General features: G+C 73.5%; 28 protein-coding genes and 2 pseudogenes. 18 read left to right on the top strand and 12 right to left on the bottom strand.

Features of this window, described 5'->3' with window-relative positions; translation table 11 throughout:
- Together E1293_RS47725 and E1293_RS27550 are read left to right on the top strand one after the other, a co-directional pair.
- On the top strand, positions 1 to 351 hold a 351-nt coding region (locus E1293_RS47725), incomplete at its 5' end, for a hypothetical protein (RefSeq protein WP_207939122.1).
- A 146-nt stretch (positions 352 to 497) separates the two neighbouring features.
- Positions 498 to 1340 (top strand): AfsR/SARP family transcriptional regulator, encoded by an 843-nt coding sequence (locus E1293_RS27550; RefSeq protein ID WP_165978416.1) that lies wholly within the window; start codon positions 498 to 500, stop codon positions 1338 to 1340.
- Between the two features lie 46 nt (positions 1341 to 1386).
- Here E1293_RS27550 and E1293_RS27545 read toward each other — a convergent pair whose 3' ends face one another.
- Genes E1293_RS27545 through E1293_RS27535 form a run of 3 tightly spaced genes read right to left on the bottom strand, consistent with a single transcriptional unit; the run spans position 1387 to position 2634 of the window.
- The gene (locus tag E1293_RS27545; protein WP_132200397.1) at positions 1387 to 1776 is read right to left on the bottom strand and encodes a peptidase inhibitor family I36 protein; all 390 of its coding nucleotides are present in this window, start codon (positions 1774 to 1776) and stop codon (positions 1387 to 1389) included.
- Between the two features lie 8 nt (positions 1777 to 1784).
- Positions 1785 to 2180, bottom strand: coding sequence for a peptidase inhibitor family I36 protein (locus tag E1293_RS27540; protein WP_132200396.1), 396 nt, complete (start codon positions 2178 to 2180; stop codon positions 1785 to 1787).
- A gap of 19 nt (positions 2181 to 2199) precedes the next feature.
- On the bottom strand, positions 2200 to 2634 hold the full coding sequence (locus E1293_RS27535; protein WP_132200395.1) for a hypothetical protein: 435 nt from the start codon (positions 2632 to 2634) through the stop codon (positions 2200 to 2202).
- 161 nt (positions 2635 to 2795) lie between these two features.
- Between E1293_RS27535 and mbhE the strand changes: the two genes are divergently transcribed.
- The 6 genes from mbhE to mnhG are packed head-to-tail and all read left to right on the top strand — an operon-like array spanning position 2796 to position 8646.
- Entirely contained in the window at positions 2796 to 5576 is a 2781-nt protein-coding gene (gene mbhE / locus E1293_RS27530; RefSeq protein WP_132200394.1) for a hydrogen gas-evolving membrane-bound hydrogenase subunit E, read from the top strand.
- Positions 5573 to 6010 carry a Na(+)/H(+) antiporter subunit C gene (locus E1293_RS27525; RefSeq protein ID WP_132200393.1) on the top strand — a complete coding sequence of 146 codons (438 nt, stop codon included), beginning with the start codon at positions 5573 to 5575 and terminating at the stop codon, positions 6008 to 6010. Before mbhE ends, E1293_RS27525 begins: the two co-directional genes overlap by 4 nt.
- Positions 6007 to 7530, top strand: coding sequence for a Na+/H+ antiporter subunit D (locus tag E1293_RS27520; RefSeq protein ID WP_132200392.1), 1524 nt, complete (start codon positions 6007 to 6009; stop codon positions 7528 to 7530). The genes E1293_RS27525 and E1293_RS27520 overlap by 4 nt, the downstream gene beginning before the upstream one ends.
- Positions 7527 to 8060 carry a Na+/H+ antiporter subunit E gene (locus E1293_RS27515; protein WP_132200391.1) on the top strand — a complete coding sequence of 178 codons (534 nt, stop codon included), beginning with the start codon at positions 7527 to 7529 and terminating at the stop codon, positions 8058 to 8060. Before E1293_RS27520 ends, E1293_RS27515 begins: the two co-directional genes overlap by 4 nt.
- Positions 8057 to 8323: an MrpF/PhaF family protein gene (locus E1293_RS27510; protein WP_132200390.1), complete on the top strand. Its 267-nt coding sequence runs from the start codon at positions 8057 to 8059 to the stop codon at positions 8321 to 8323. Before E1293_RS27515 ends, E1293_RS27510 begins: the two co-directional genes overlap by 4 nt.
- On the top strand, positions 8320 to 8646 hold the full coding sequence (gene mnhG / locus E1293_RS27505) for a monovalent cation/H(+) antiporter subunit G (RefSeq protein ID WP_132200389.1): 327 nt from the start codon (positions 8320 to 8322) through the stop codon (positions 8644 to 8646). The genes E1293_RS27510 and mnhG overlap by 4 nt, the downstream gene beginning before the upstream one ends.
- A gap of 6 nt (positions 8647 to 8652) precedes the next feature.
- Here mnhG and E1293_RS27500 read toward each other — a convergent pair whose 3' ends face one another.
- Positions 8653 to 9102, bottom strand: a complete 450-nt coding sequence (locus E1293_RS27500; protein WP_132200388.1) for a hypothetical protein — start codon at positions 9100 to 9102, stop codon at positions 8653 to 8655.
- 127 nt (positions 9103 to 9229) lie between these two features.
- Here E1293_RS27500 and E1293_RS27495 point away from each other — a divergent pair, with 127 nt between their 5' ends.
- Both E1293_RS27495 and E1293_RS27490 read left to right on the top strand, forming a co-directional pair.
- Positions 9230 to 10420 (top strand): sensor histidine kinase, encoded by a 1191-nt coding sequence (locus E1293_RS27495; RefSeq protein WP_132200387.1) that lies wholly within the window; start codon positions 9230 to 9232, stop codon positions 10418 to 10420.
- Positions 10405 to 11019 carry a response regulator gene (locus tag E1293_RS27490; RefSeq protein WP_132200386.1) on the top strand — a complete coding sequence of 205 codons (615 nt, stop codon included), beginning with the start codon at positions 10405 to 10407 and terminating at the stop codon, positions 11017 to 11019. Before E1293_RS27495 ends, E1293_RS27490 begins: the two co-directional genes overlap by 16 nt.
- Positions 11020 to 11024: 5 nt before the next feature.
- Here the strand turns inward: E1293_RS27490 and E1293_RS27485 are convergent, their stop codons facing one another.
- Positions 11025 to 11855: a siderophore-interacting protein gene (locus E1293_RS27485; RefSeq protein WP_132200385.1), complete on the bottom strand. Its 831-nt coding sequence runs from the start codon at positions 11853 to 11855 to the stop codon at positions 11025 to 11027.
- Positions 11856 to 11866: 11 nt separating this feature from the next.
- Positions 11867 to 12886: an ABC transporter substrate-binding protein gene (locus E1293_RS27480; protein ID WP_132200384.1), complete on the bottom strand. Its 1020-nt coding sequence runs from the start codon at positions 12884 to 12886 to the stop codon at positions 11867 to 11869.
- A gap of 132 nt (positions 12887 to 13018) precedes the next feature.
- Between E1293_RS27480 and E1293_RS27475 the strand changes: the two genes are divergently transcribed.
- From E1293_RS27475 to E1293_RS27455, 5 genes are all read left to right on the top strand, one after another.
- Complete coding sequence (locus E1293_RS27475; protein WP_165978415.1) at positions 13019 to 14056, top strand: FecCD family ABC transporter permease; 1038 nt, start codon at positions 13019 to 13021, stop codon at positions 14054 to 14056.
- 50 nt (positions 14057 to 14106) lie between these two features.
- Positions 14107 to 15156 carry a FecCD family ABC transporter permease gene (locus E1293_RS27470; protein ID WP_132200382.1) on the top strand — a complete coding sequence of 350 codons (1050 nt, stop codon included), beginning with the start codon at positions 14107 to 14109 and terminating at the stop codon, positions 15154 to 15156.
- Positions 15157 to 15966, top strand: a complete 810-nt coding sequence (locus E1293_RS27465) for an ABC transporter ATP-binding protein (protein WP_132200381.1) — start codon at positions 15157 to 15159, stop codon at positions 15964 to 15966.
- A gap of 78 nt (positions 15967 to 16044) precedes the next feature.
- Positions 16045 to 17511, top strand: coding sequence for an MFS transporter (locus E1293_RS27460; protein ID WP_132200380.1), 1467 nt, complete (start codon positions 16045 to 16047; stop codon positions 17509 to 17511).
- Positions 17508 to 17948 carry a MarR family winged helix-turn-helix transcriptional regulator gene (locus E1293_RS27455; protein ID WP_132200379.1) on the top strand — a complete coding sequence of 147 codons (441 nt, stop codon included), beginning with the start codon at positions 17508 to 17510 and terminating at the stop codon, positions 17946 to 17948. Before E1293_RS27460 ends, E1293_RS27455 begins: the two co-directional genes overlap by 4 nt.
- On the opposite strand, the gene E1293_RS47720 is transcribed toward E1293_RS27455, so the two are convergent.
- From E1293_RS47720 to E1293_RS50520, 4 genes and pseudogenes are all read right to left on the bottom strand, one after another.
- A complete protein-coding gene (locus E1293_RS47720; RefSeq protein WP_165978414.1) occupies positions 17945 to 18091 on the bottom strand; it encodes a hypothetical protein in 147 nt (48 codons plus the stop codon). The two genes, E1293_RS27455 and E1293_RS47720, sit on opposite strands and share 4 nt — an antisense overlap.
- 170 nt (positions 18092 to 18261) lie before the next feature.
- Positions 18262 to 18390: pseudogene (locus E1293_RS50290) on the bottom strand (ABC transporter permease subunit); the annotation flags it as partial.
- Positions 18391 to 18419: 29 nt separating this feature from the next.
- Complete coding sequence (locus E1293_RS50525; protein ID WP_341770213.1) at positions 18420 to 18788, bottom strand: ABC transporter ATP-binding protein C-terminal domain-containing protein; 369 nt, start codon at positions 18786 to 18788, stop codon at positions 18420 to 18422.
- 107 nt (positions 18789 to 18895) lie between these two features.
- A pseudogene (locus E1293_RS50520) lies at positions 18896 to 19051 on the bottom strand (ATP-binding cassette domain-containing protein); the annotation flags it as partial.
- A 160-nt stretch (positions 19052 to 19211) separates the two neighbouring features.
- Here E1293_RS50520 and E1293_RS27440 point away from each other — a divergent pair.
- Both E1293_RS27440 and E1293_RS27435 read left to right on the top strand, forming a co-directional pair.
- Positions 19212 to 19946 (top strand): neutral zinc metallopeptidase, encoded by a 735-nt coding sequence (locus E1293_RS27440; RefSeq protein ID WP_132200378.1) that lies wholly within the window; start codon positions 19212 to 19214, stop codon positions 19944 to 19946.
- Positions 19947 to 19978: 32 nt separating this feature from the next.
- Positions 19979 to 20341 (top strand): STAS domain-containing protein, encoded by a 363-nt coding sequence (locus tag E1293_RS27435; protein ID WP_132200377.1) that lies wholly within the window; start codon positions 19979 to 19981, stop codon positions 20339 to 20341.
- Here the strand turns inward: E1293_RS27435 and E1293_RS27430 are convergent.
- Positions 20319 to 20624, bottom strand: coding sequence for an MTH1187 family thiamine-binding protein (locus E1293_RS27430; RefSeq protein WP_132200376.1), 306 nt, complete (start codon positions 20622 to 20624; stop codon positions 20319 to 20321). The two genes, E1293_RS27435 and E1293_RS27430, sit on opposite strands and share 23 nt — an antisense overlap.
- Positions 20625 to 20634: 10 nt before the next feature.
- The gene (locus E1293_RS27425) at positions 20635 to 21027 is read right to left on the bottom strand and encodes a DUF7715 family protein (RefSeq protein WP_132200375.1); all 393 of its coding nucleotides are present in this window, start codon (positions 21025 to 21027) and stop codon (positions 20635 to 20637) included.
- A gap of 61 nt (positions 21028 to 21088) precedes the next feature.
- Between E1293_RS27425 and E1293_RS27420 the strand changes: the two genes are divergently transcribed.
- Positions 21089 to 21862, top strand: coding sequence for an enoyl-CoA hydratase-related protein (locus E1293_RS27420; RefSeq protein WP_132200374.1), 774 nt, complete (start codon positions 21089 to 21091; stop codon positions 21860 to 21862).
- The last annotated feature ends 41 nt before the right edge of the window (positions 21863 to 21903 follow it).

The following is a 21903-nucleotide window of genomic DNA, read 5'->3' as shown; positions in this document are numbered from 1 at the left end:
GTCGTGGGGGGTGCGGGCGGCTCTGAGGGATGCCAGCGAGTGAGCGGCACGATCGAGGACTCGCGGATGAAGCGGAGCTGGGACCATCTTTTTCAGTGTCCGAATCGGCCGCGCGTCGCCGTGTACCAGGAGGCGGGGTTCGGGACGGAGATCGCCGTGCTGGAGACCGATCCGAGCTGGTTCATCTGCTGGACGCGCGGCCGGCCGCATTCCGGCGGCAACGACATCTGGTACTACACGCAAGGCGACCGGGCGACCAGAATGCCCGAGCTGAACGGGTGGGGGTACGTTCCCGCGTCCGACCTGAAGGTCGAGGACGCGCCCGATCCGGCGATCACGCGACGCTGCTGACCTGCGGTTCTGCCGTTCTGAACGTTCAGAACGGGTCGCGCCCAACCTTCCCGGCGATCCGCTGTCTAACGTGCTGGGGGCACCCCGCACACTGCACCCCGCGACGACCGTCAAAGGAAAGGGTGACGCGACGGGTGACGGATCGCGTGAGTTTTCGGATTCTGGGGGCGCTGCGCGCCGGTGTGCGCGGCGAGGCCGTCGACCTCGGAGGGCGCAGGTCGCGGCTGGTGCTGGCGGCGCTGCTGCTGGAACCGGACCGGCCGGTGCCGGTCGACCGGCTCGTGGACGTGGTCTGGCCGGAGCGGCCGCCGGCGTCCGCGCGGACCCAGGTCGCCATCGCGGTGTCCGGGCTGCGCCGGGCGTTCCGGCAGGCGGGCTGCGCGGGGCATGTGATCGAGACCGTCCGGCCGGGGTACCGGATCCCGGCGGAGGCGGGCACGATCGACGCCCTCGACGCGCAGGAGCGGATCGCGGGGGCGCGGCTGCGGGCCGGGGAGGGGCGGCCGGCCGCGGCCGCCGGCCTCTATCGCGGGGCGCTGGCGCTCTGGGACGGGCCGGTGCTCGCGGGGCTCCGCCGTGAGCCCATCGAAACGGGGGCGCTCCGGTGGGAGGAGCTGCGGCTGACCGCCCTTGAAGAGGTGGCGCAGGTGGAGCTGGCGCTCGGACGCCACCATCAGCTGGTCGGCGACCTCATGGGGCCGGTCGGGGAGCACCCGTACCGGGAGCGGCTGCGGGCCCTGCTCATGCTGGCGCTGGCGCGGGCCGGGCGGACGAGTGAGGCCCTCGATGTGTTCCAGGAGGGGCGTCGCAGGCTGGACGAGGAGCTGGGCCTGGAGCCGGGCCGCGAACTGCGGGATCTGCAGACGGCCATCCTGCGGGACGACCCGTCGACGCAGCCGCCCGGTGTCCGGTACTGCGCCGGGCCGCGCGGGCGGGCCCTCCGATGGCGGCGCACCGCCGGGACGGTGCGCGTCATTCGTTCCTGCTGATGGCGAAAGGCCGCCGGGTGCGCCCGGCGGCCTTTCGGTCATGGGGTCAGTTCACCCACTTGTGGGAGCCCATTGGCTGGCCCTCCCAGAAGTTGGCCCGCTTTCCGGCGGAAATGGTGCCCCAGTAGTACTTGTAGTTGGCGAGTGTGTACACCTTGACCTTGCTGTACGAGCCCGTGTAGCCGTTGTTCCAGTACGAGGCCACGAGGAACTTGGGCTTGCACTGGACGCTGCCGCCGTACCAGTCGGGGTCGTCGCCGTTCCAGGCGCAGCGGGTTCCCGTGCCGTCCTTGCCGCTCCAGACGCAGAAGTCGCCCTTCGCGCAGGAGCCCTGCCAGGCCGCGGCGCCCGTGTCGGCCTGGGCCGCGACGGGGGCGAGGACGGTGGCGAGCCCGGCGACGGCCATGCCGGCGACGGTGATGCGGACCTTGTTCATGCCGCCTCCTACTTCGACCACTTGTGCGAGCGGATGGAGACGCTCGCGGCGTTGACCGGGGCCGAGGTCACCGACACCGGGTCGTAGAGCTGGGTCCCGTAGTTCGCGTACTTGTAGAACCGGACCTTGTTGTACGGGTCGCTGGTGTAGCCGTTGTTCCAGATGCTGTTGACCTTGAAGCCGTACGGCCGGCAGCGGACGTCGCCGCCCTGCCAGTCGGGGTCGTCGCCGGTCCAGTTGCAGCGGGTGCCGGTGGCGTTCTTGCCGCTCCAGACGCAGACGTCGCCCTTCGGGCAGGTGCCGTCCGTGCTCTTGGCGGCGGCCATCGCGGCCGACGGCGCCATGGCGGTGAGGGCCCCCGCCACCACCGCGCCGGTCAGCAGGCCCGTTCTGATTCTGTTCATCCTTCTCCCCGTCGCTTGCTCAGTAGACCTTGGAGCAGGTCTTGATGGTCTTGCCGTTGACGTCCACGGCCTTGTCGTCGCCGTTGCCGGGTCCGGTCAGGAAGTAGGCGGACACCCAGCCGCGCTTGGAGCCCTGGTCGAGGTCGGTGTACAGCCACCAGTGGTTGGTGCCGTACGCGCCGTCGTGCACCTGGCCCCACTTCTTGCAGTAGACGTAGTTCGACCCCTGGTAGAGGTAGCCGACGGGCGAGCCGCACTTGAGGTAGTTGGGGTTGGCGAACGCCTTGTCGAACGTCCGCACCCACTGCTTGCCGTCGATCTTCGCGTCGGTCCAGCAGGCGGCCTTCGGGCTCGCGCCGGGCCCGCCGTCCGCCCACGCCGCGGCCCCCGCCGGGACGGCCCCCAGTGCGGTCCCGGCCGCGAGCGCGCCCACGATGATCCGTGCCTTGTGCATCCCTTTCTCCCCGCTCGGGTGCATGAACGCTGATCACGCTAGGGATGTCCGTTATCGAACTCTTATCGGCCGTCCCGCCGGGGTGGGAGCAGGCCGTTTCGCGGACGGTGACCGGGTAGATCGGCATGCGACGTGCCTTGCTGAGGGGGGCTGCGGGCGGCATGCTGACGCTGGTTCTCGCCTATGCCGTCGTCGCCGTCGCCGTGCCCTGGGCGCTCGGACGGCACCGGCGGGCGATGGCGTGCGCCGCGGCGGTGCTCCCCGCGGCGACGGCCGGGTGGGCCGCGACGCGGGCCGGCCGGGGCGATCTCACCGCGCGGCTGGACTGGGCGCCCGACCTCGGGCTCACGATCGACTTCCGGCTGGACGCGCTGTCCGTCCTGATGCTGCTCCTGGTCGGGGGAGTCGGCGCGGTCGTCCTGTGCTACGCGGGCTGGTACTTCGAGCGGTCCGAGCGGCTGCTGGTCGGGACGCTCGTGGCGTTCGCGGGGGCGATGACCGGGCTGGTGCTCGCAGACAACCTGCTCGTCCTGTACGTGTTCTGGGAGCTGACGACGCTCAGCTCGTTCGTCCTCATCGGGGTGACGCGGCCGGAGCGGGCCGAGGACCGGCGGGCCGCCACGCAGGCGCTGCTGATGACGACCGCGTTCGGGCTGGTGATGCTCGCCGGGTTCGTCCTGCTCGGCCAGGCCGCCGGGACGTACCGGATCTCGGCGCTGGTCGCCGACCCGCCCGGGGGCGCGGCGGCGCGGACCGGGATGGTGCTGGTCCTGCTGGGCGCGTTCGCCAAGTCGGCGCAGGTGCCGCTGCACGCGTGGCTGCCCGCGGCGATGGTGGCGCCCACCCCGGTGAGCGCCTACCTGCACGCCGCCGCCATGGTGAAGGCGGGCGTCTACCTCGTGGCGCGGCTGGCGCCGGCGTTCGCGGGCGACGGAGTGTGGCGTCCGCTGGTCATCGGGGTCGGCCTGCTCAGCCTGCTGGCGGGCGGGGTCATCGCGCTGCGGCAGCACGACCTGAAGCGCCTGCTCGCCTACGGGACGATCAGCCAGCTGGGCCTGCTCATGATCCTGCTGGGCGACGGGACGCGGACGGCGGCGCTGGCGGGTGCGGCCCTGCTCCTCGCCCACGGCCTGTTCAAGGCGCCGCTGTTCCTGACCGTCGGCGCCCTGGAGCACGAGACGGGGACGCGCCGCGCCGACCGGCTGTCGGGGGCGTGGCGGCGCATGCCCGTGCTCGCGGTCGCGGCGGCGGCGGCCGTGGCGTCCATGATCGGGCTGCCGCCGTTCCTCGGGTTCGTGGCGAAGGAGGCGGCCGTGGAGGCCTTCGCCCACGGCGGCCTGGACGCCGCCGTCCTCGCCGGAGTCGTGGCGGGATCGGCGCTGACCGTGGCCTACGGCATCCGCTTCCTGTACGGCGCCTTCGGCGGTGCGGCGGCCGCCCGTCCGAGGGACCACTGGGGGCTGGACGGGCCGGTCGTGGTGCTGGCCGCCGCCGGCCTCGCGGTGGGCGTGGTCCCCGGTGCGCTGCAGAAGGCGGCGGGCCCGTACGCGGGCACGCTGGCCGGGGACGCGGAGTACAAGCTCGCCCTCTGGCATGGGCTCGGGCTGCCGATCGCGTTGTCCGCGCTGGCCGTCGCGCTGGGCGTCGCGCTGTTCCTCATCGCAGGCCGGACGTTCCCGGTCAGGCCCGTGCGATGGCGGATCCTGAACGCGCAGCGGGACTACGACGGCGTGGTCGAGGCGATCCTCGCCGGGGCGCACGCGGTCACGAAGCGCGTGCAGATCGGCTCGCTGCCCGTCTACCTCGGCGTGATCGGCGCGATGGTGCTGGTCGTACCGGGCACGGCCCTGGCGGCCGGCCTCGTCCGGGGACAGGGGCCGGACCTCGCGGCCGCAGACCTGCGGGCATGGGACGACCCCGTGCAGCCCGTCCTCGCCGTCGTCGTGATCGTCTGCGCGCTGGCGGCGCTGCGGGCCCGGCGCCGGCTGTCGGCCGCGCTGCTGCTCGCCGGGACCGGCTACGCGACGGGCGGGCTCTTCGTGGCGCAGGGCGGCCCCGACCTCGCGCTGACCCTGCTGGTCGTGGAGACGCTGTCGCTGATCATGCTCGTGCTGGTGCTGCGGCGGCTGCCGGAGCGGTACCCGCCGCGGCGCAGGCGGCTCCCGGGCCGGGTCGCGACCGGCCTGGTCAGCACGTGCCTGGGCGGGTTCGTCGCCGTGTTCCTGGTGGTGGCGGCGCTCAGCCGCGACACCCGGCCGGTGGGGCCGGGGAACACCCGGCTCGCGATCGCGGAGGGCGCCGGGAACGTCGTCAACATGATCATCGTCGAGGTCCGGGCCCTCGACACCCTCGGCGAGATCGCGGTGCTGGGCGTGACGGCGATGGGCGTCGTCGGGCTGGTGACGAGCGGCCGGCGGCGGCCCGAACCGTCCGGCGGCGAACCCGAGGGGCGGAGCCGCTGGCTGGCGACCCCGGGCACGCCGCCGCTCGGCGGGTCCTCGGTCTTGCTGGAGGTCGCGGCCCGGCTGCTCGGCCCGACGATCCTGGTGTTCTCGCTCTACCTGCTCATCGCGGGGCACGGCCGTCCGGGCGGCGGATTCGTGGGCGGGCTCGTGGCGGGCATGGCGTTCGTCCTGCGCTACCTGCCGGGCGGGCGGCGCGAACTGGCGACCGCGCTGCCGGTGCGTCCGAGCGCGCTGATCGGCGGCGGGCTGGGGCTGGCGGTCGCCACGGGCGCCGCCGGGTGGGCCGGCGGCGAGTTCCTGCACGGGACGGTCTGGCATGCGGCGCTGCCCCTCGCCGGCGAGATCGAGGTCCCGACCAGCCTGTTCTTCGACATCGGGGTGTACCTCCTCGTCCTCGGGCTGGTGCTGACGATCCTCACCACCCTCGGCGCGAGCCTGGAGGACGAGGACGTCCCGGACGGGAGCGAGCGGCCATGACCGGGCCCGCGCTCGTCCTCGTCGTCACCGTCGCCGTGCTGTTCGCGACCGGGTTCGACCTGCTGATGCAGCGGTCCCTCATCCGCGTCGTGGTCGGCTTCATGCTGCTCGGGCACGGCGCCAACCTCGTCCTGCTGCTGGCGGGCGGGGCCGCGGGGGCGCCGCCGCTGCTCGGCGGCGGATCCGCGCGGACGATGGCCGACCCGCTGCCGCAGGCCATGGCGCTCACCGCCATCGTGATCACCTTCGGCGTGACGGCGTTCCTGCTGGCGATGGCCTACCGCAGCCGCCGGCTCCTCGGCGAGGACGAGGTGCAGGACGACGTCGAGGACCGCCGGATCTGCGCCGAGCACCACCGCGACGAGCCATGGGACGTCCCGCCGGAGGAGCGGGACCCCCTGGAGCAGGACGAGCCGGAGGGGGACGGCGCGTGAACGTGCTCGTCCCGCTGCCGTTCGTCCTGCCGCTGCTGGGGGCGGCGCTCGCGATGGCCAGCCGGCGCCGCAAGGCGTGGCTGCGGATCCTCGCGCCGCTCGTCGGCGCCGGTGTGGTGGCGGCGGCCGTGGCGCTGCTCGCCGCCGTGGCCCGGGACGGGATCATCGCCGTCCAGATCGGGGGATGGGCGGCCCCGTTCGGCATCACGCTGGTCGTCGACCGGCTGTCGGCGCTGCTGCTCGTGGTGTCCGCCACCGTGCTGCTGGCGATCATGCTGCACGCCGTGGCGGAGGGCGCCGGCGGGCTGGAGCGGCGCAGCGAGCCGGGCGTGTTCCATCCCGCCTACCTCGCGCTGACCGCCGGGGTGTCGCTGGTCTTCCTCGCCGGGGACCTGTTCAACCTGTTCGTCGCGTTCGAGGTCATGCTGGCGTCGAGCTACGTCCTGATGACGCTGACGCCGACGGCGGAGCGCGTCCGGGCCGGCATGACGTACACGGTGGTCAGCCTCACGTCCTCGATCATGTTCCTCACCGCGCTCGGCCTGACCTACGCGGCGGCGGGGACGGTGAACCTCGCCGACCTGTCGGCCCGCGTCCCGGAGCTGCCGGCCGCCACCCGGACCGCGCTCGGCCTGCTGTTCCTCGTCGTGTTCGGGATCAAGGGCGCGATCGCGCCGATGCACCTGTGGCTGCCCGACAGCTACCCGGTCGCGCTCACCAAGGTCACCGCGGTGTTCGCCGCGCTGCTCACCAAGGCCGCCGTCTACGCGCTCATCCGCGTGGAGACGCTGGTGTTCCCCCGCGAGCACGGGTCGTGGGTGATGCTCGTCCTCGCCGCCGCGACGATGCTCCTGGGCACGCTCGGCGCGCTGACGCACGACGACATCCACCGGGTGTTCTCGTTCACCCTCGTCGGCCACATCGGCTACATGCTGTTCGGCCTCGCCCTGTTCAACGTCGCCGGGCTCACGGGGGCGATCCTCTACCTCGTCCACCACATCGTCGTGCAGGCGACGCTGTTCCTCGTCAGCGACCTGATGCAGGCGCACACGGGGGAGACGTCGCTGCGGCGGCTCGGCGGCCTGGCGCGCCTGTCCGCCTTCATCGCCGTGCTGTTCTTCATCCCCGCGATGAGCGTGAGCGGCGTGCCGCCGTCCTCGGGCTTCGTCGCGAAGCTCGCGCTGTTCCAGGCGGGCCTCGGGTCGGGGCGTCCCATGGCGTACGCGGTGACGGGCGTCGCGGTGGTGGCGAGCCTCCTCACCCTCATGGCGATGGCCCGGATCTGGACGCTCGGGTTCTGGCGCCCCCGCCCCGAGGACGCCGGGGAACCGCCCGCGACCGAGTCCTACACGCGGGGCGGCGTGCGGGCCATGCAGGCCGTGACCGCCTTCATGGTCGTGGGCGGGCTCCTCATCGCGGTGCTCGCCGGCCCGCTCGCGTCCTGGAGCCACCGTGCCGCGGCCGACCTGGTGGACCGGTCCGCCTACCGGCACGCCGTCCTGGACGGGAGGAGCCCGTGAACGCCGCGCTCCGCAGGACCGGGTCCCGGCTGGGCATGGCCGGGTGGCTGCTCGCGGTCTGGCTGCTGCTGTGGGGGCGGATCGACGCGCTCACCGTGATCGGCGGTGTCATCGCCGTCGTCCTCGCGTACGCGGTCAGCCGGCTGCCGGTCGTGCCGCTGGCCGCCCGCGTCAGGCCGGTGCGCCTCGCCGAGGCGGCGCTGGAGTTCGCGTGGGACCTGGTCGCGTCCAGCATCGTGATCGGCTGGCACGCCCTGCGCGCGCCGCGCCGGATCCAGGGCGCCATCATCGAGGTCGACGCCCGGTCCCGCTCCGAGATCATCCTGCTGGCGGTAACGACGAGCATCTCGCTGCGCCCCGGCACACTGCTCGTCGACCTCGACTGGGACAGGTCGATCCTGCGCATCCACGCCATGCCGGTCCGGAGCCCGCGGGAGGCCGGCGCCGCCCGCGACGGGGTGCTCGGCACGGAGCGCAGGCTGATGCGGGCCCTCGTAACACCCGACGACACACGACCGGAGGAACGATGAGCGTCGTCTACGCCGTGACCATGGCCCTGCTGGGCGCGGCCGTCCTGATGACGGCCGCGCGGCTGGTCCAGGGTCCGAGCACCTTCGACCGGATCATGGCCGTGGACGTGCTGTCGGTCCTGCTGGTCTGCGGCATCGCGGTGCACGCGGCCGTCTGGGGCGAGCCCGCGCACGCCGCGATCCTGGTGGTCATCGCGCTGCTCGGCTTCGTCGGATCGGTCACCGCGGCCCGCCTCGCGGCGCAGCGGGAGGCGGGCGGATGAGCCCCGGCGACATCGTCTCCGCCGTCCTGCTGCCCCTCGGCGCCGCCTTCTGCGCGGTGGGCGCGCTCGGCGTCCTGCGGTTCCCCGACCTGCTCACCCGGCTGCACGCGGCGACGAAGCCGCAGACCATCGGGCTCGTCCTCGTCCTCGCCGGGGTGGCGCCGCAGGCCGGGTCCGTCACCGCCGCGACCCCGCTGCTGCTGGTCGCGGTCTTCCAGCTGATCACCGCCCCGGTCGCCGCCCAGACCATCGGCGGCGCCGCCTACCGGGCCGGCGCGGTCGACCCGGGCCACCTCGTCCTGGACGAGACCGCCGGCGACTGAGGACGGCTATCCGGCCTTGCGCTTGCCGAATTCGGCCGCGACCGCGTGGATGGAGCCCCGGCCCTCAAGCTCGATGCTCTTCCCGTCGGCCATGGCGATCGTGACCGGCTGCCAACTCCGGCCGCTCTCGACCTCGATCGACGCGATGCGCTCCAGCGGGATCCGGCCGAGGTGCTCGCCGACCCGGTTGAGCATCGGGTCGGCGGCCCACACGTGCAGGGCGCCGTCGCTGAGGCCGAAGACGACCGCGGCGTCGAGGGGGACGTCGGTCTCCTCGGTCATCCTCCTCGCGGCCGCGCGGGCGGCCGGCCTGGCGATCAGGTAGTTGCCGAGCGGCGACAGCATCCGCGCCGGGCCGAGCGCGGTGTCGACCCTGGCGTAGGCGGCCGCGACGATCTTCTCCCCGCCGAGCTGCCCGGTCAGGGCGTCGGCGAGTTCGGCGTCCTTGGCGTGCATCAGTGCTTCCCTTCGGTCGGGCGAGTGTCGTGGCCGCCGGCACGGGGGGAGAGGGCGCGCTGGGCGGACGTCGTGAGCACGGCCATAATGATGCTGCGACCTGGCGGGCAGTAGTATCCACCGATCGGTGGACAGCGGACGGGTGGGCGAGTGTGAGCGGGACGTGACCGGTGATCCGGCGGCGGCGCGGGCGGAGAACGTCTGGCAGCGCTCGTATCCGTTCTGGGACGGCTACTTCGCGATGGTGCTCGTCGGGACCGTCGCCGCGACGGCCGCCGACGACCTGCCGCCCGGACGCAGGGCCGCCGCGATCGGGCTGCTCGTCCTGCTGAGCCTGGCCTACGTCGCGGTCGGCCGGAAGGCGCTGCGGTCGCAGGAGGTGCCGCGGCCCGGATGCAGGCTCTACGCGGCGGCGCTGATCTGCATGTTCGTGCCCGCGACGCTGCTCGCGCCGGTGACGGCGACGGGCCTGGCCGCGCTGGCGCCGCAGGTCTACATGATGTACGGGTCGGCCCGCGGCTTCGCGCTGATGCTCGCGTTGTTCTCCGGGCCGGTCGCGATGGGGTTGGCGGAGTCCGGGGCGGGCTCCCCGATCACGGTCGTGGTGGTCGCGGCGGCCCTCGCGTGCAGCGTCCTGCTCGCCGTGTTCATCGGACGGCTCGGCCGCCAGAACCGGGAGCGGCTGCGGCTGATCGAGGAGCTGGACCGGACGCGGGACGAGCTGGCCGAGGTGAGCCGGGAGGCGGGCGTGCTCGCCGAGCGGGAGCGGCTGGCCCGCGACATCCACGACACGATCGCGCAGGGGTTCACCTCCATCACGATGCTGCTCCAGGCGGCGGAGGCGGAGACCGGGCCCAACCGGCACCTGGAGCTGGCGGCCCGCTCGGCGCGCGAGAACCTGGCCGAGACGCGGGGCCTGGTCGCGGCGCTGGCGCCGCCCGCGCTGGACGGGAACTCGCTGGTGGAGGCGCTGCGGCGGATGGCCCGCGACTTCGACCTGCCCGCCGACCTGATCGTCGAGGGTGAGCCGCGGCCCCTGGACGCGGTGGAGATCGTCCTGCTGCGGGTGACGCAGGAGGCGCTCGCGAACGTCCGCAAGCACTCGGGCGCCGAGAAGGCGCGGGTCACGCTGTCCTACGGCGACGCGGTACGGCTGACCGTCGCCGACGACGGGCGCGGGTTCGCTCCGGGCGAGGTCGAGCGCGGGTTCGGGCTGCGCGGGATGCGGGGCCGGGTCGAGCAGGTCGGCGGGACGTTCACCGTCACCGGCGAGGACGGCACCACCGTCGCGGCGGAGGTGCCGTGCTCCGCGTCATGATCGTCGACGACCATCCGATCGTCCGGGAGGGGCTGCGCGGGATGCTCGCGGCCGAGGCCGACATCGAGGTCGCGGCGGAGGCGGCGTCCGGCGACGAGGCCGTCGCCGTGGTGCCCGGCGTCTGCCCCGACGTCATCCTGATGGACCTGCGGATGCCGTCGGGGGACGGCGTCAGCGCGATCGAGCGGCTGCCCGGCCACCGGATCCTCGTGCTGACGACCTTCCAGGACGACGCCGACATCGTCCGTGCCATCGAGGCCGGCGCCGCCGGCTACCTGCTGAAGGACGCGTCCCGGGCGGACCTCGCCGCCGCGGTCCGGGACGTCGCGGCGGGCCGCCGCGTCCTGTCGCCCGAGGTGTCGGCGCGGCTGACGGCGGCGGCCGGGGCGCCCCCGCCGCCCGTCCTGTCCGCGCGGGAGTCGGAGGTGCTCGCCCTGGTCGCCGAGGGCCTCACCAACGCCGAGATCGGCGCCCGCCTCTACATCGGCCAGGCGACCGTGAAGACGCACATGCTGCGCATTTTCACCAAACTGGGCGTCTCCGACCGAACCGCCGCGGTCATGGCCGCCCTGGAACACGGCATCCTCACCGCCCCCTGACCGGCTCACTCGGCGGTGGCGGGGCTTTCGCCGGCCTCGAACTCGGCCAGGAGGTCCTCTTCGGTGGCGCCGCGGCGCCAGTAGCCGGTGAACGAGACGGCGCGGCGGTGCAGGCCGCGCTCCTTGACCAGGTGCCGGCGCAGTGCCTTGACCACGGCGGACTCGCCGGCGATCCACGCGTAGGCGCCGTCCGGGATCGCCGCCGCGCGGACGGCGTCCACGAGGCCGCCGGGGGAGACCCAGGTGATGTGCGCGTCGGCGGCGGTCGGCAGGTCCTGCCGGTCGCCCGGGTGCGGGACGTCGATCCAGACCTGCGCGGGCGTCCCGGCGGGCAGCCAGGCGAGGTTCCCGGCGACGGCGGGCAGCGCGGTCAGGTCGCCCGCGATCACCACCGGCGAGCCGTCCGGCGGGCGGAAGTCGTAGCCGCCGTTGTCCGGGCCGGTCGGGCCGAGGACGGTGACGCGGTCGCCTGCGGTCGCGGCGGCGGCCCAGCGCGCGGCCGGGCCGGACGCGCCGTCCATGTGCAGCGCGAAGTCGACGTCCAGTTCGCCCGGACGCGTGTCGCGGACCGTGTAGGACCGCATGATGCCGCGCTCTGCCGGGTCCAGTGCCCGCCAGTCGGTGAACCAGGTGTCGCCGTCGCCGCCCTGCGGCATCACGGGCGCGTCCTGGTGCGGGTGCGGCAGGAAGATCTTGAAGCGCTGGTCGCGGCCGCCGGTGCCGAAGCCGTCCACGGCAGCACCGCCGAAGGTGACCCGGACCATGGACGGGCCGAGCCGCTCGGAGCGCAGGACGTGCAGGTCGAAGAACGCGTACGGGTGGGCCGGGGTCCTCATCGCGCAGCCTTTCAGGCGGTCTTCTTCGCGGACTGGATGGTCGTGGCGAGGGCTTCGAGGAGGGGCGCGCAGCCCTCGTAGGAGAAGCGCGGCTCGGGCTGCCATGTGATGACCTGGCCGGCCTTCACCGCGGGCAGGTCCTTCCAGGACGGCTTGGAGCCGAGGTCCTTCGGCTGGAGCGCCTGCGTACGGGCGTCGAGCATGATGACGTCGGCCTTGTACTTGCCGGCGTTCTCCCAGCTCAGCTCCTCGAAGTAGCCGTCCTTGCTCGGCTTCTCCGGCACGATCAGGTCGACGCCGAGGCTCTTGTAGTAGATGAGGTCGGTGTTCTTGCCCGGGCTGGAGGCGTAGAACAGATCGGGGCTCGCGGACGCGGCCAGCACCTTCAGCCCCGGCCTGGCCTTGGCGGCGGCGCGCAGCGTCTCGGACGCCTTCTCGAACCGGGCCTTCGCGGCGGTGACCTTCGCGGACTTCAGGTCGGCGCCGAGGGCCGCGGCGAGGGCGCCGGTCCGCTCGATCGGCTTCGGCAGCGGCACGGCGCCGGTGGAGATGGCGACGCTCCGCGCCAGCGCGAAGATCTTGTCCTTGCTCTCGGCCGGGACGTAGAACAGGTTCGGCGGTACGAACATGTCGTCGACGAGCAGGTCGGGGCGCAGCGCGGCGTACTTCTCGATGTTGAACTCGCCGTAGGCGTTGCCGATGATCTCCAACCGGTCGACCGGCAGGTTCCCGGCCTGCGGGTCCGGCTTGCCGTCCTTGAGCTTCGTCGGGCCGTACACGCCGACGAGCTGCTCGTCGACGCCGAAGTCGTAGAGGGCGGCCGCGGCGCCGGTGTAGGCGACGACCCGCTCCGGGCGCGCCTTGAGGTCGATCTTCGTGCCGCGGTCGTCGGTGAACGTCCAGGCGCCGCCGGAGGACGCCGTCCCGCCGTCGCCGCCGCCGCACGCGCTGATCAAAGCCCCGAGGGCGAGGGCGCCGCCCGCGCCCAGCAGGCCGCGGCGGCTGAGGTGCTGAGCCCCGATGTTCGACATTTCCGGCGTTCTCCCAAATCAACTAGCGTGGTCTGATAGTCGGACGACCGGGACTTAGGTTAACCTAACCTAAGATCTTGTCCAGAATGGGGACCGTCACAGGGTTCCCGGCATGACCCCGGAGCCCGCCAGGTGTTGTTGACCAAGCCGCCAGTCGCGGAGAGCCCCCCGGCCGCGCGTCCGGGGGCCGCGTGGCAGGCCGCCGGGCTCACCGGCGCGGTGCTGTTCCTGCTCGCCGCGATCGCGTTGAGCCTCGCGGTCGGTGCCAAGCCGCTGTCGCTCGCGCAGGCGTGGGACGGGCTCGTCCACGGCGACTCGGCGGCGTACACGATCGTCCACGACATGCGCCTCCCGCGCACGCTGCTCGGCCTGCTCGCCGGAACGGCGCTCGGGCTCGGCGGCGCGGTGATGCAGGCGCTGACCCGCAACCCGCTCGCCGACCCCGGGATCCTCGGCATCAACGCGGGCGCGGCCGCCGCCGTCGTGTCGGCGATCTCGTTCCTCGGCGTCACCTCGTTCACCGGGTTCGTGTGGTTCGCGTTCGCGGGCGCCGGCGCGGTCGCCGTCCTGCTCTACGCGGTCGGCGGCGGGCGCGGCGCCACCCCGGCCCGGCTCGCGCTCGCCGGGTCCGCGCTGAACGCGGCGCTGTTCTCCTATGTCAACGCCGTCCAGCTCCTCGACACCGCGTCGCTCGACCGGATGCGCTTCTGGACGGTCGGGTCGCTCGCCGCCGCGCAGGACTACACCGTCGTCCGCGTCGCGCCGTTCGTCCTCGCCGGGCTGGTCGCGGCGCTGCTGCTGGCCCGCCCGCTGAACGCGATGGCGATGGGCGAGGACGCCGCCCGCGCGCTCGGCGCCGACCCCCGCCGCGCCCGGATCGCCGCGATCGTCACCGTCACCCTGCTGTGCGGCGCGGCGACGGCGGCGTGCGGGCCGATCATCTTCGTCGGGCTGATGGTGCCGCACCTCGTCCGCGCGCTGACCGGGCCCGACCTGCGCCGGCTGCTCCCGTACTGCGCGGTGCTCTCGCCCGCGCTGATGCTCGCGGCGGACGTCCTCGGGCGCGTCGTCGTGCGGCCGTCCGAGCTCCAGGTCGGCATCGTGATGGTCGTCGCCGGCGGGCCGGTGTTCCTGTACTTCGTCCGGCGGCCGCGACGGGGCATGTCTTGAGCGCAGCGAACCGGGGGGTGTGGGGGGTCGTCCCCCCACGAAGAGCGCGCGTGAGCCGGGCGCCGCACTTCGCCGTCATCCGGACGCCCGCCGGGCTGTCGTTCCGGTTCCGCCCCCGCGCGTTCGCCGTCGCCGCGGTCTGCCTCGCCGTCGCGCTCGGCACGGGCGTGCTCCTCATCGGCAGCGGCGACTTCCCGATGAGCCCCGCCGACGTCGTCCGCACGCTGCTCGGGCAGGGCTCGCCCGCCGACTCGATCATCGTGAACGAGATCCGGCTGCCGCGGGTGGCGGCCGGGCTCGCGGTCGGCGCCGCGCTCGGGCTGGCCGGCGCGATCTTCCAGTCGCTGGTCCGCAACCCGCTCGGCAGCCCCGACATCCTCGGCTTCAGCCAGGGCGCCGCCACCGGCGTCCTCGCCGTGATCGTGCTGACCGGCGCCGGCAGCGCCGCGGTCGCGGCCGGCGCGGCGGGCGGCGGCCTGCTCACCGGCCTGCTCGTGTACCTGGTCGCCGGACGGCACGGCGCGCACGGGCAGCGGCTCATCCTCGTCGGCATCGGCATCGCCGCGATCCTCACCGGCGTGAACGGCTACCTGCTCACCCAGGCGCAGATCGTCGACGCGGCCCGCGCCGTGCTGTGGCTGACCGGCAGCCTGGACGGCCGCGACTGGGCGGACGCCGCCCCGGTGCTCGCCGCGCTCGCCGTCCTCGGCCCCCTCGTCCTCGCCGGCTGCGGCCGGGCGCTGCGGATGCTGGAGATGGGCGACGACGCCGCGCACGGCCTCGGCGTCCCGATCGAGCGGGTCCGGCTGCTCCTGCTGGCCGCGGCGGTGCTGCTCACCTCGCTCGCCGCGGCGGCGGCCGGCCCGGTCGCGTTCGTCGCGCTGACCGCGCCGCAGCTCGCCCGCCGCCTCACCCGCACGGCGGGCCCCAACCTGCTGCCCGCGGCCTGCATGGGCGCGGCGCTGCTGGTGGCCGCCGACTGGGTCGCGCAGCACGCGTTCCCCGGGCACCAGCTCCCGGTCGGCGTGGTGACCGGGCTCCTCGGCGGCGGATACCTGGTCTGGCTTCTCGTGATCGAACGCAAGACGGGACGGATCTGAATGAAGGACGGCAACGCGCGCCTCGCCGGAACCGGGCTGACGCTCGCCTACGACAAGCGCACCATCACCGAGAACCTCGACGTGGCCGTCCCGGACGGGTCGTTCACGGTGGTCGTGGGGCCGAACGCGTGCGGCAAGTCGACGCTGCTGCGGGCGCTCGCGCGGATCCTCAAGCCGTCCGCGGGGTCGGTCGTGCTGGACGGCCGGCCCATCGCCGGCTGGCCCGCCAAGAAGCTGGCGCGGACGCTCGGCCTGCTGCCCCAGTCGTCCATCGCGCCGGAGGGCATCACCGTCGCCGACCTGGTCTCGCGCGGCCGCTACCCGCACCAGAGCCTGCTGCGGCAGTGGTCGCGGGAGGACGAGCGGGTCGTCGGCGAGTCGATGGCCGCGACCGGCGTGCAGGACCTCGCCGACCGGCAGGTGGACGAGCTGTCGGGCGGGCAGCGGCAGCGCGTCTGGATCGCGATGGCGCTGGCCCAGCAGACCCCGCTGCTGCTCCTGGACGAGCCGACGACCTACCTCGACATCGCGCACCAGATCGAGGTGCTCGACCTGTGCGCGCGGCTGCACGAGGAGGGCCGCACGGTCGTCGCCGTCCTGCATGACCTGAATCACGCCGCCCGCTACGCCACGCACCTGATCGCGATGCGGGACGGCGGGATCGTCGCGGAGGGCGACCCGTCCTCGGTCGTCACGGCGGACCTGGTCGAGCAGGTCTTCCGGCTGCCGTGCCGGGTCATCGACTGCCCGGAGACCGGTACCCCGCTGGTCGTCCCGGCCGCCCGCGCCCGCATCCCCGCGGCGCACTAGCCCCCGCGCCGCACCGGCCGCCGCGGGAATCGTTGTAGTCTACTAACTGTTGTAGGGCTATAACGATTGGAGGCAGGCGTGTCCGAACTCAGCCCCCGCCGCCGGTTCCTGGTACTGGCCATCTGCTCCATGAGCCTGCTCATCGTGAGCCTCGACAACACGATCCTCAACGTCGCGCTGCCGTCCCTGCAGCACGACTTCCACAGCTCGCTGTCCGGGCTCCAGTGGACGATCGACGCGTACCTGATCGTCCTCGCGTCCCTGCTCATCCTGTCCGGCTCGACCGCCGACCGCATCGGCCGCCGCACCGTCTTCCAGGCCGGCCTGGCCCTGTTCGTCGCCGGCTCGGTGCTGTGCAGCCTCGCGCCGTCGCTCGGCTGGCTCGTCGCCGCCCGCATCGTGCAGGCGGTCGGCGGCTCCATGCTCAACCCGGTCGCGATGTCGATCATCACGAACGTGTTCACCGAGCCGCGCGAGCGGGCCCGCGCCATCGGCGTCTGGGGCGCCGTCGTCGGCCTCAGCATGGCGCTGGGACCGCTCGTCGGCGGGCTGCTGGTCGACTCCGTCGGATGGCGCGCGATCTTCTGGATGAACGTGCCGATCGGGCTGGCCGCGCTCGCGCTGACCGCGCTGTTCGTCCCGCAGTCGCGCGCCGCCCGGCCGCGCCGGCTCGACCCGCTCGGCCAGGTGCTCATGATCGCCGTGTTCGGGACGCTCACGTACTCGATCATCGAGGCGCCCGGACGCGGCCTCGCCGACCCGGTCGTCTACGGCGCCGCGCTCCTCGCCGCGGCGTCCCTCGCCGGGTTCGTCCGGCACGCCCTGCGCACCGCCGAACCGCTGATCGACCTGCGCTTCTTCCGCAGCGTCCCGTTCTCCGGCGCGACCGTCATCGCCGTCAGCGGGCTCGCCGCGCTCGGCGGGTTCCTCTTCCTCAACACGCTCTACCTGCAGAACGTGCGCGGGATGTCCGCGCTGCAGGCCGGCCTGTACCTGCTGCCGATGGCCGCGATGACCGCCGCGACCTCCCCGCTGTCCGGGCGCCTCATCGCCGCCCGGGGCCCGCGCCTCCCGCTGCAGATCGCCGGCGCGACGATGCTCGCCAGCGGCCTGCTGTTCGCCGCGTTCGACGCCGAGACCCGCGACGCCACGCTGTTCACCGCGTACGTGCTGTTCGGCATCGGGTTCGGCATGCTGAACTCGCCGATCACCAACACCGCCGTGTCCGGGATGCCGCGCGCCCAGGCGGGCGTCGCCGCCGCCGTCGCCTCCACCAGCCGGCAGGTCGGGCAGGCGCTCGGCGTCGCGGTGATCGGCGCCGTGCTCGCCGCCGGCGCGTCCGGCTCCTACGCCGCGCCTGCCTTCGTGTCGGCCGCCCGCCCGGCATACTGGATCCTCGCCGGGTGCGCCGCCACCGTGCTCGTGCTCGGCACGGTCACCACCGGCCGCCGGGCCGCCCGCAGCGCCGCCCGCACGTCCGCGCTGCTGGGCGCCGACGACTCCGTGCCGGACGTACGCCACGAGACGGGAGCGAGTGCCCGATGACCGAGCCCGCCGTCCAGTCCGCCGATGTCGCCGCGCGGGCATGGCACAACCTGCGGATCCTGCTGCACGAGCGCGGCGACCGGCGGCGCGAGGTCAGCGACGCGCTCGGCATGAGCTTCTTCCGGGTCAAGGCGCTGCGTTACATCGCGGCCGCGGACACGCCGATGCCGCTGCGCGACCTCGCCGGGAGAATGCTGACCGACCGTCCGTACACCACGCTCCTGGTGGACGACCTGGTCGGGCGCGGCCTGGTCGAGCGAACCTCGAACCCCGCCGACCGCCGCTCCAAGCTCGTGACCGTGACGGCGGCGGGACGTGCCGCCGCGGCGGAGGCCGAGCGGATCCTGGGCACCCCGCCGCCGGAGATGTACGACCTCCCGGCCGAGGACCTGGCCGTCCTCGACCGGGTCGCCGCCCGCCTCGTCGCGGAGGACTAGGCCACTGCGGGGACCTTGTAGGTCTCGGCCGCCTCGGACTCCATGGCGTCGCGCTCGACGACCATTCCGCCGAGCGCCTTGGCGTCGGTCCGCAGGATGTTGGTCTTGCGGGTGCCGGGCTCGTCCACCTTGGAGAAGTCCATCGGCGCACCGTCGTGCGCGGTGGTGGACCGGTGCGCCGTGACCAGGGCCCTCGGGGGTGAGGTCCTAGGCCGCGCACGTCTTCCTCAGCGCGTCCGCGAAGATCACGGCGTTGGTGTAGCCGTTGACGGCGGCGCTGCGCGCCGAGCGCCGGCAGGAACCCGATGTCGTCGTGCAGCACGGCCGTCACGTATCCGCCGGACAGCAGCAGCGACGCGTGCGCTAAGTTGACGACCCCGGTGGCCTTGAAGATGAACACGAAGCCGAGCGCGATCAGCCCGTACACCGCCCCCGCCGACACCCCGTTGACCACCACCTCGATGAACGTGCTCAAGGCTTCTCCTCCCCGTCCGGCGCGTGCGCGGCGCCGAGGTAGGCGCGGATCACGGCCGGGTCGCGCTGCACCGCCGCCGGCTCGCCGCCCGCGATGCGCCTGCCGAAGTCCAGGACGGTGACCTCGTCGGCCAGCCGAATGACCATCCCCATGTCGTGCTCGCCCAGCAGCACCGAGACGCCGAGGTCGTCGCGGGCGCGCGCGACGACCTCGGCCATCCGCCGCGGCTCCGCGCCGTTCATTCCGGCCACCGGCTCGTCGAGGAGCAGCAGCCGGGGTTCCATCGCGAGGGCGCGGGCCAGCTCGACCCGCTTCTGCACGCCGTAGGGCAGCAGCCCGGCGGGCGCCCCCAGATGCTCGTCCACGCCCACGAACCGGGCGACGCCGAGGCCGGCGATCCGTGCGGCGGCAGGGCGGTCAGCTCCGTCCCGCCGAACCGGACGCTGCCCGCGCTCGCCCGGTACACGCCGGACAGCACGTTGAAGCACGTCGACTTGCCCGCCCGGTTCGGCCCGAGCACCGCCGTGACCGCGCCCGCCGGGACGTCCAGCGAGACCTCTTCCAGGGCCCGCACCGCCCGCCCGTAGCTCACCGACAGCCCGCGGACCGCGAGGGTCCCGTCCGCCATTGGCCCCCCAAAAGCTCGGTTGACCGGCACCCCAGCACGGGCCGCCGAGCCGCGTCCACGGCCCGGCGGCAAGACGTGGCGGGCGTCCAATCGACCGCCGTCCGGGTTGTGCGGCGGGCACAATCGACCCTTCGTGGCCTCCGCGTGCGTATGTCCCTTCATGAGGGAGACGTCAGGCAGGCTGGCCGCGCTCGCCGGCGGGGTCGCGCTGACCGCCGCGCTGGCGGGCTGCGACTTCGAGCTCGCCCCGGCGGCGCCGGCCGCGAACCGTCCCGCCGCGCAGGGCACGAAGGCCGCGACCGGCTCGCCCGCCCCGCGGCCGGCGGCGTTCAACGAGACCGAGTTCCAGGAGGACGTCCGCACCGCGGAAACGGTCACCAACGATTTCTGGCGGCGGTACTGGGAGCGGCTGTTCACGGGCCGGTACAGCGCACCGCGCGTCGTCGGCCTCTACAACGGCCGCGACCCGAACTCGGCGCCCGCCTGCGGCGACGAGCGCCTGGAGCGCGACAACGCCGCCTACTGCCCGGCGGGCGACTTCGTCGCCTGGGACGCCCACCTCATGCGGTCCGGCTATGCCCGCGGCGACGCGTGGGTCTACCTGGTGATCGCGCACGAGTGGGGCCACGCCGTGCAGAACCGCCTCAACCGCCGCCTGGTGTCACCCGCCGCCGAACTGCAGGCGGACTGCCTCGCGGGCGCGGTGCTCTACGGCTCGTCCGACGACGGGACGCTGAAGTTCGAGGACGGCGACGAGCAGGAGCTCGTGGACGCCTTCAAGGTCATCGGCGACAAGGCGCCCTGGACGAAGCCCGGCGACCACGGCTCGGCCATCCAGCGCCTCCGCAGCTTCTCCCGCGGCGGCGAGAACGGCGTGAAGGCCTGCTTCACCTGACGCAGGCCGCCGCCGCCCACCATCATGGCGTCATGACCCGCGCCGACCTGGTCGTCATCGAGAACGAACGCCACACCACCGCCCTCCTCACCGGGGAGCTCGACAGGGCGTCGTGCCCCGCCGTCCGGTCCCGCCTGCGGGCGGTGGCGCACCGCCCGCTCGTCCTCGACTTCTCCGGGGTCACGTTCATCGACGCCGACGGCCTGCGCACGGTCCACCAGTGCGCCCGCGCGGGCACGGCGCTCGCCCTGGTGGGGGTGAGCCCGTTCGTGGCGAAGCTGTTCCGGATCCTCGGCCTGGACGGCCACATCCCGCTGTGCTCCTCGACGGAGGAGGCGCTGTGGTGCATCCTCCCGCGCACCGACGAGGAGATCAGGGACTGGCTGGACGGCTGAGGTGGCGCTCCACCGACTCGACCTTGGCGTCGAGGGCACCGGTGACGCCCGGCCGCATGTCGGCCTTCACGACAAGGCTCACCCGCGGCGCCCGCGCCGCCACCGCGTCGGCGGCGGCCTTCACCACGGCCATGACCTCGTCCCACTCGCCCTCGACCGTGGTGAACATGGCGTCGGTCCGGTTGGGCAGGCCGCTCGCCCGCACCACCCGGACCGCCTCGGCGACGAGTTCGCCGACCTCCTCGCCCGCGCCGAGCGGGGTCACCGAGAACGCGACGAGCATCGTGCACCTCCTAGGGCTGGACGACCTGCCGTACCACGATCTCATCCAGCCGCCGCTCGACGATCACCCCCACCGGCCAGTCGCGCACCAGGCACCGCAGCAGCGCCGCCTCGTGCTCGGCGAACGAGGGGTCGCAGCCCTGCTGCTCAAGGCTGGACCGGATCGCCAGGACGTAGTCGGCCTCGGTGAAGCCGGGCACGTCACGGACCATCGCCGTCGTCGTTGCGCGGTGCGAGTTGAGCCCGGCGAACGACCGGCCGCAGCCGCAGCCGCCGTCCGGGTCGTCCCGGTCGCGGGCGCACACCATCCCGATGTGGACCAGCTCCCCTTCGACGCACCAGTCGAAGTCGTTGTCGCGGATTCCTTGGCTGGAGTTCGTGGCGGTGAGCAGTTTCAAGGCCATTACCTCCTCGGCACGAGTACAGGCTCACCGTACGACGAGGGTCTGACGTAACGTCGGGAGCATGAGCGAAGACAACGACGTCCTGCTTCACCGCGACGGCCCGTTCGTCACGATCACGATGAACCGTCCCCGCCGCCGCAACGCCCTGAGCCGCACCTTCCTCCTCGCACTCACCGACGCGTTCCGCGAGGTGGGAGCCACCGACGCCCGCGGCGTGATCCTGGCGGCGAACGGCCCGGTCTTCTCCGCCGGCCACGACTTCGCCGACATGGCCGGCGCGAGCCACGCGGACGTCCGCGACCTCCTCAAGGTCTGCACGGACCTGATGCGGACGATCCAGTCGATCCCCCAGATCGTCGTCGCCCGCGTGCACGGCCTGGCCACGGCCGCGGGATGCCAGCTCGCGGCAAGCTGCGACCTCGCCGTGGCGGCCGAGTCCGCGGGTTTCGCCGCCCCCGGCGGCAAGGGCGGCTGGTTCTGCCACACGCCCCTGGTCGCGATCTCGCACAACATCGGCCGCAAGCGCGCCGCCGAAATGGCCCTCACCGGCGAGGTCTTCGACGCAAGGACGGCCGCTGACTGGGGCCTGATCAACTACGCCGTCCCCGACGAAGACCTGGACAAGGCGACCCGCGACCTCCTGGAACGCGCCACCCAGGGCAGCCCCCGCAGCAAGGCCCTGGGCAAACAGGCCATGTACGCCCAACTGGACCGTCCAGAACAAGACGCCTACACCTACGCCATAGAGGTCATGGCCGCCTCCAGCCAAACCCCGGAAGCCCAAGAGGGCATGACCGCCTTCCTGGAAAAACGCCACCCCACCTGGCCCGCCTAGCCCCCCAGCGACCCAAGCCGGGAGGGGGCACGCCGCACAGG

The sequence above is a fragment of the Actinomadura darangshiensis genome, assembly GCF_004349235.1.
GTDB classification, from domain to species: Bacteria; Actinomycetota; Actinomycetes; order Streptosporangiales; family Streptosporangiaceae; genus Spirillospora; species Spirillospora darangshiensis.
Note: the sequence above shows the minus strand (reverse complement) of the source record. Positions and strands in the feature narration are given on the sequence as shown.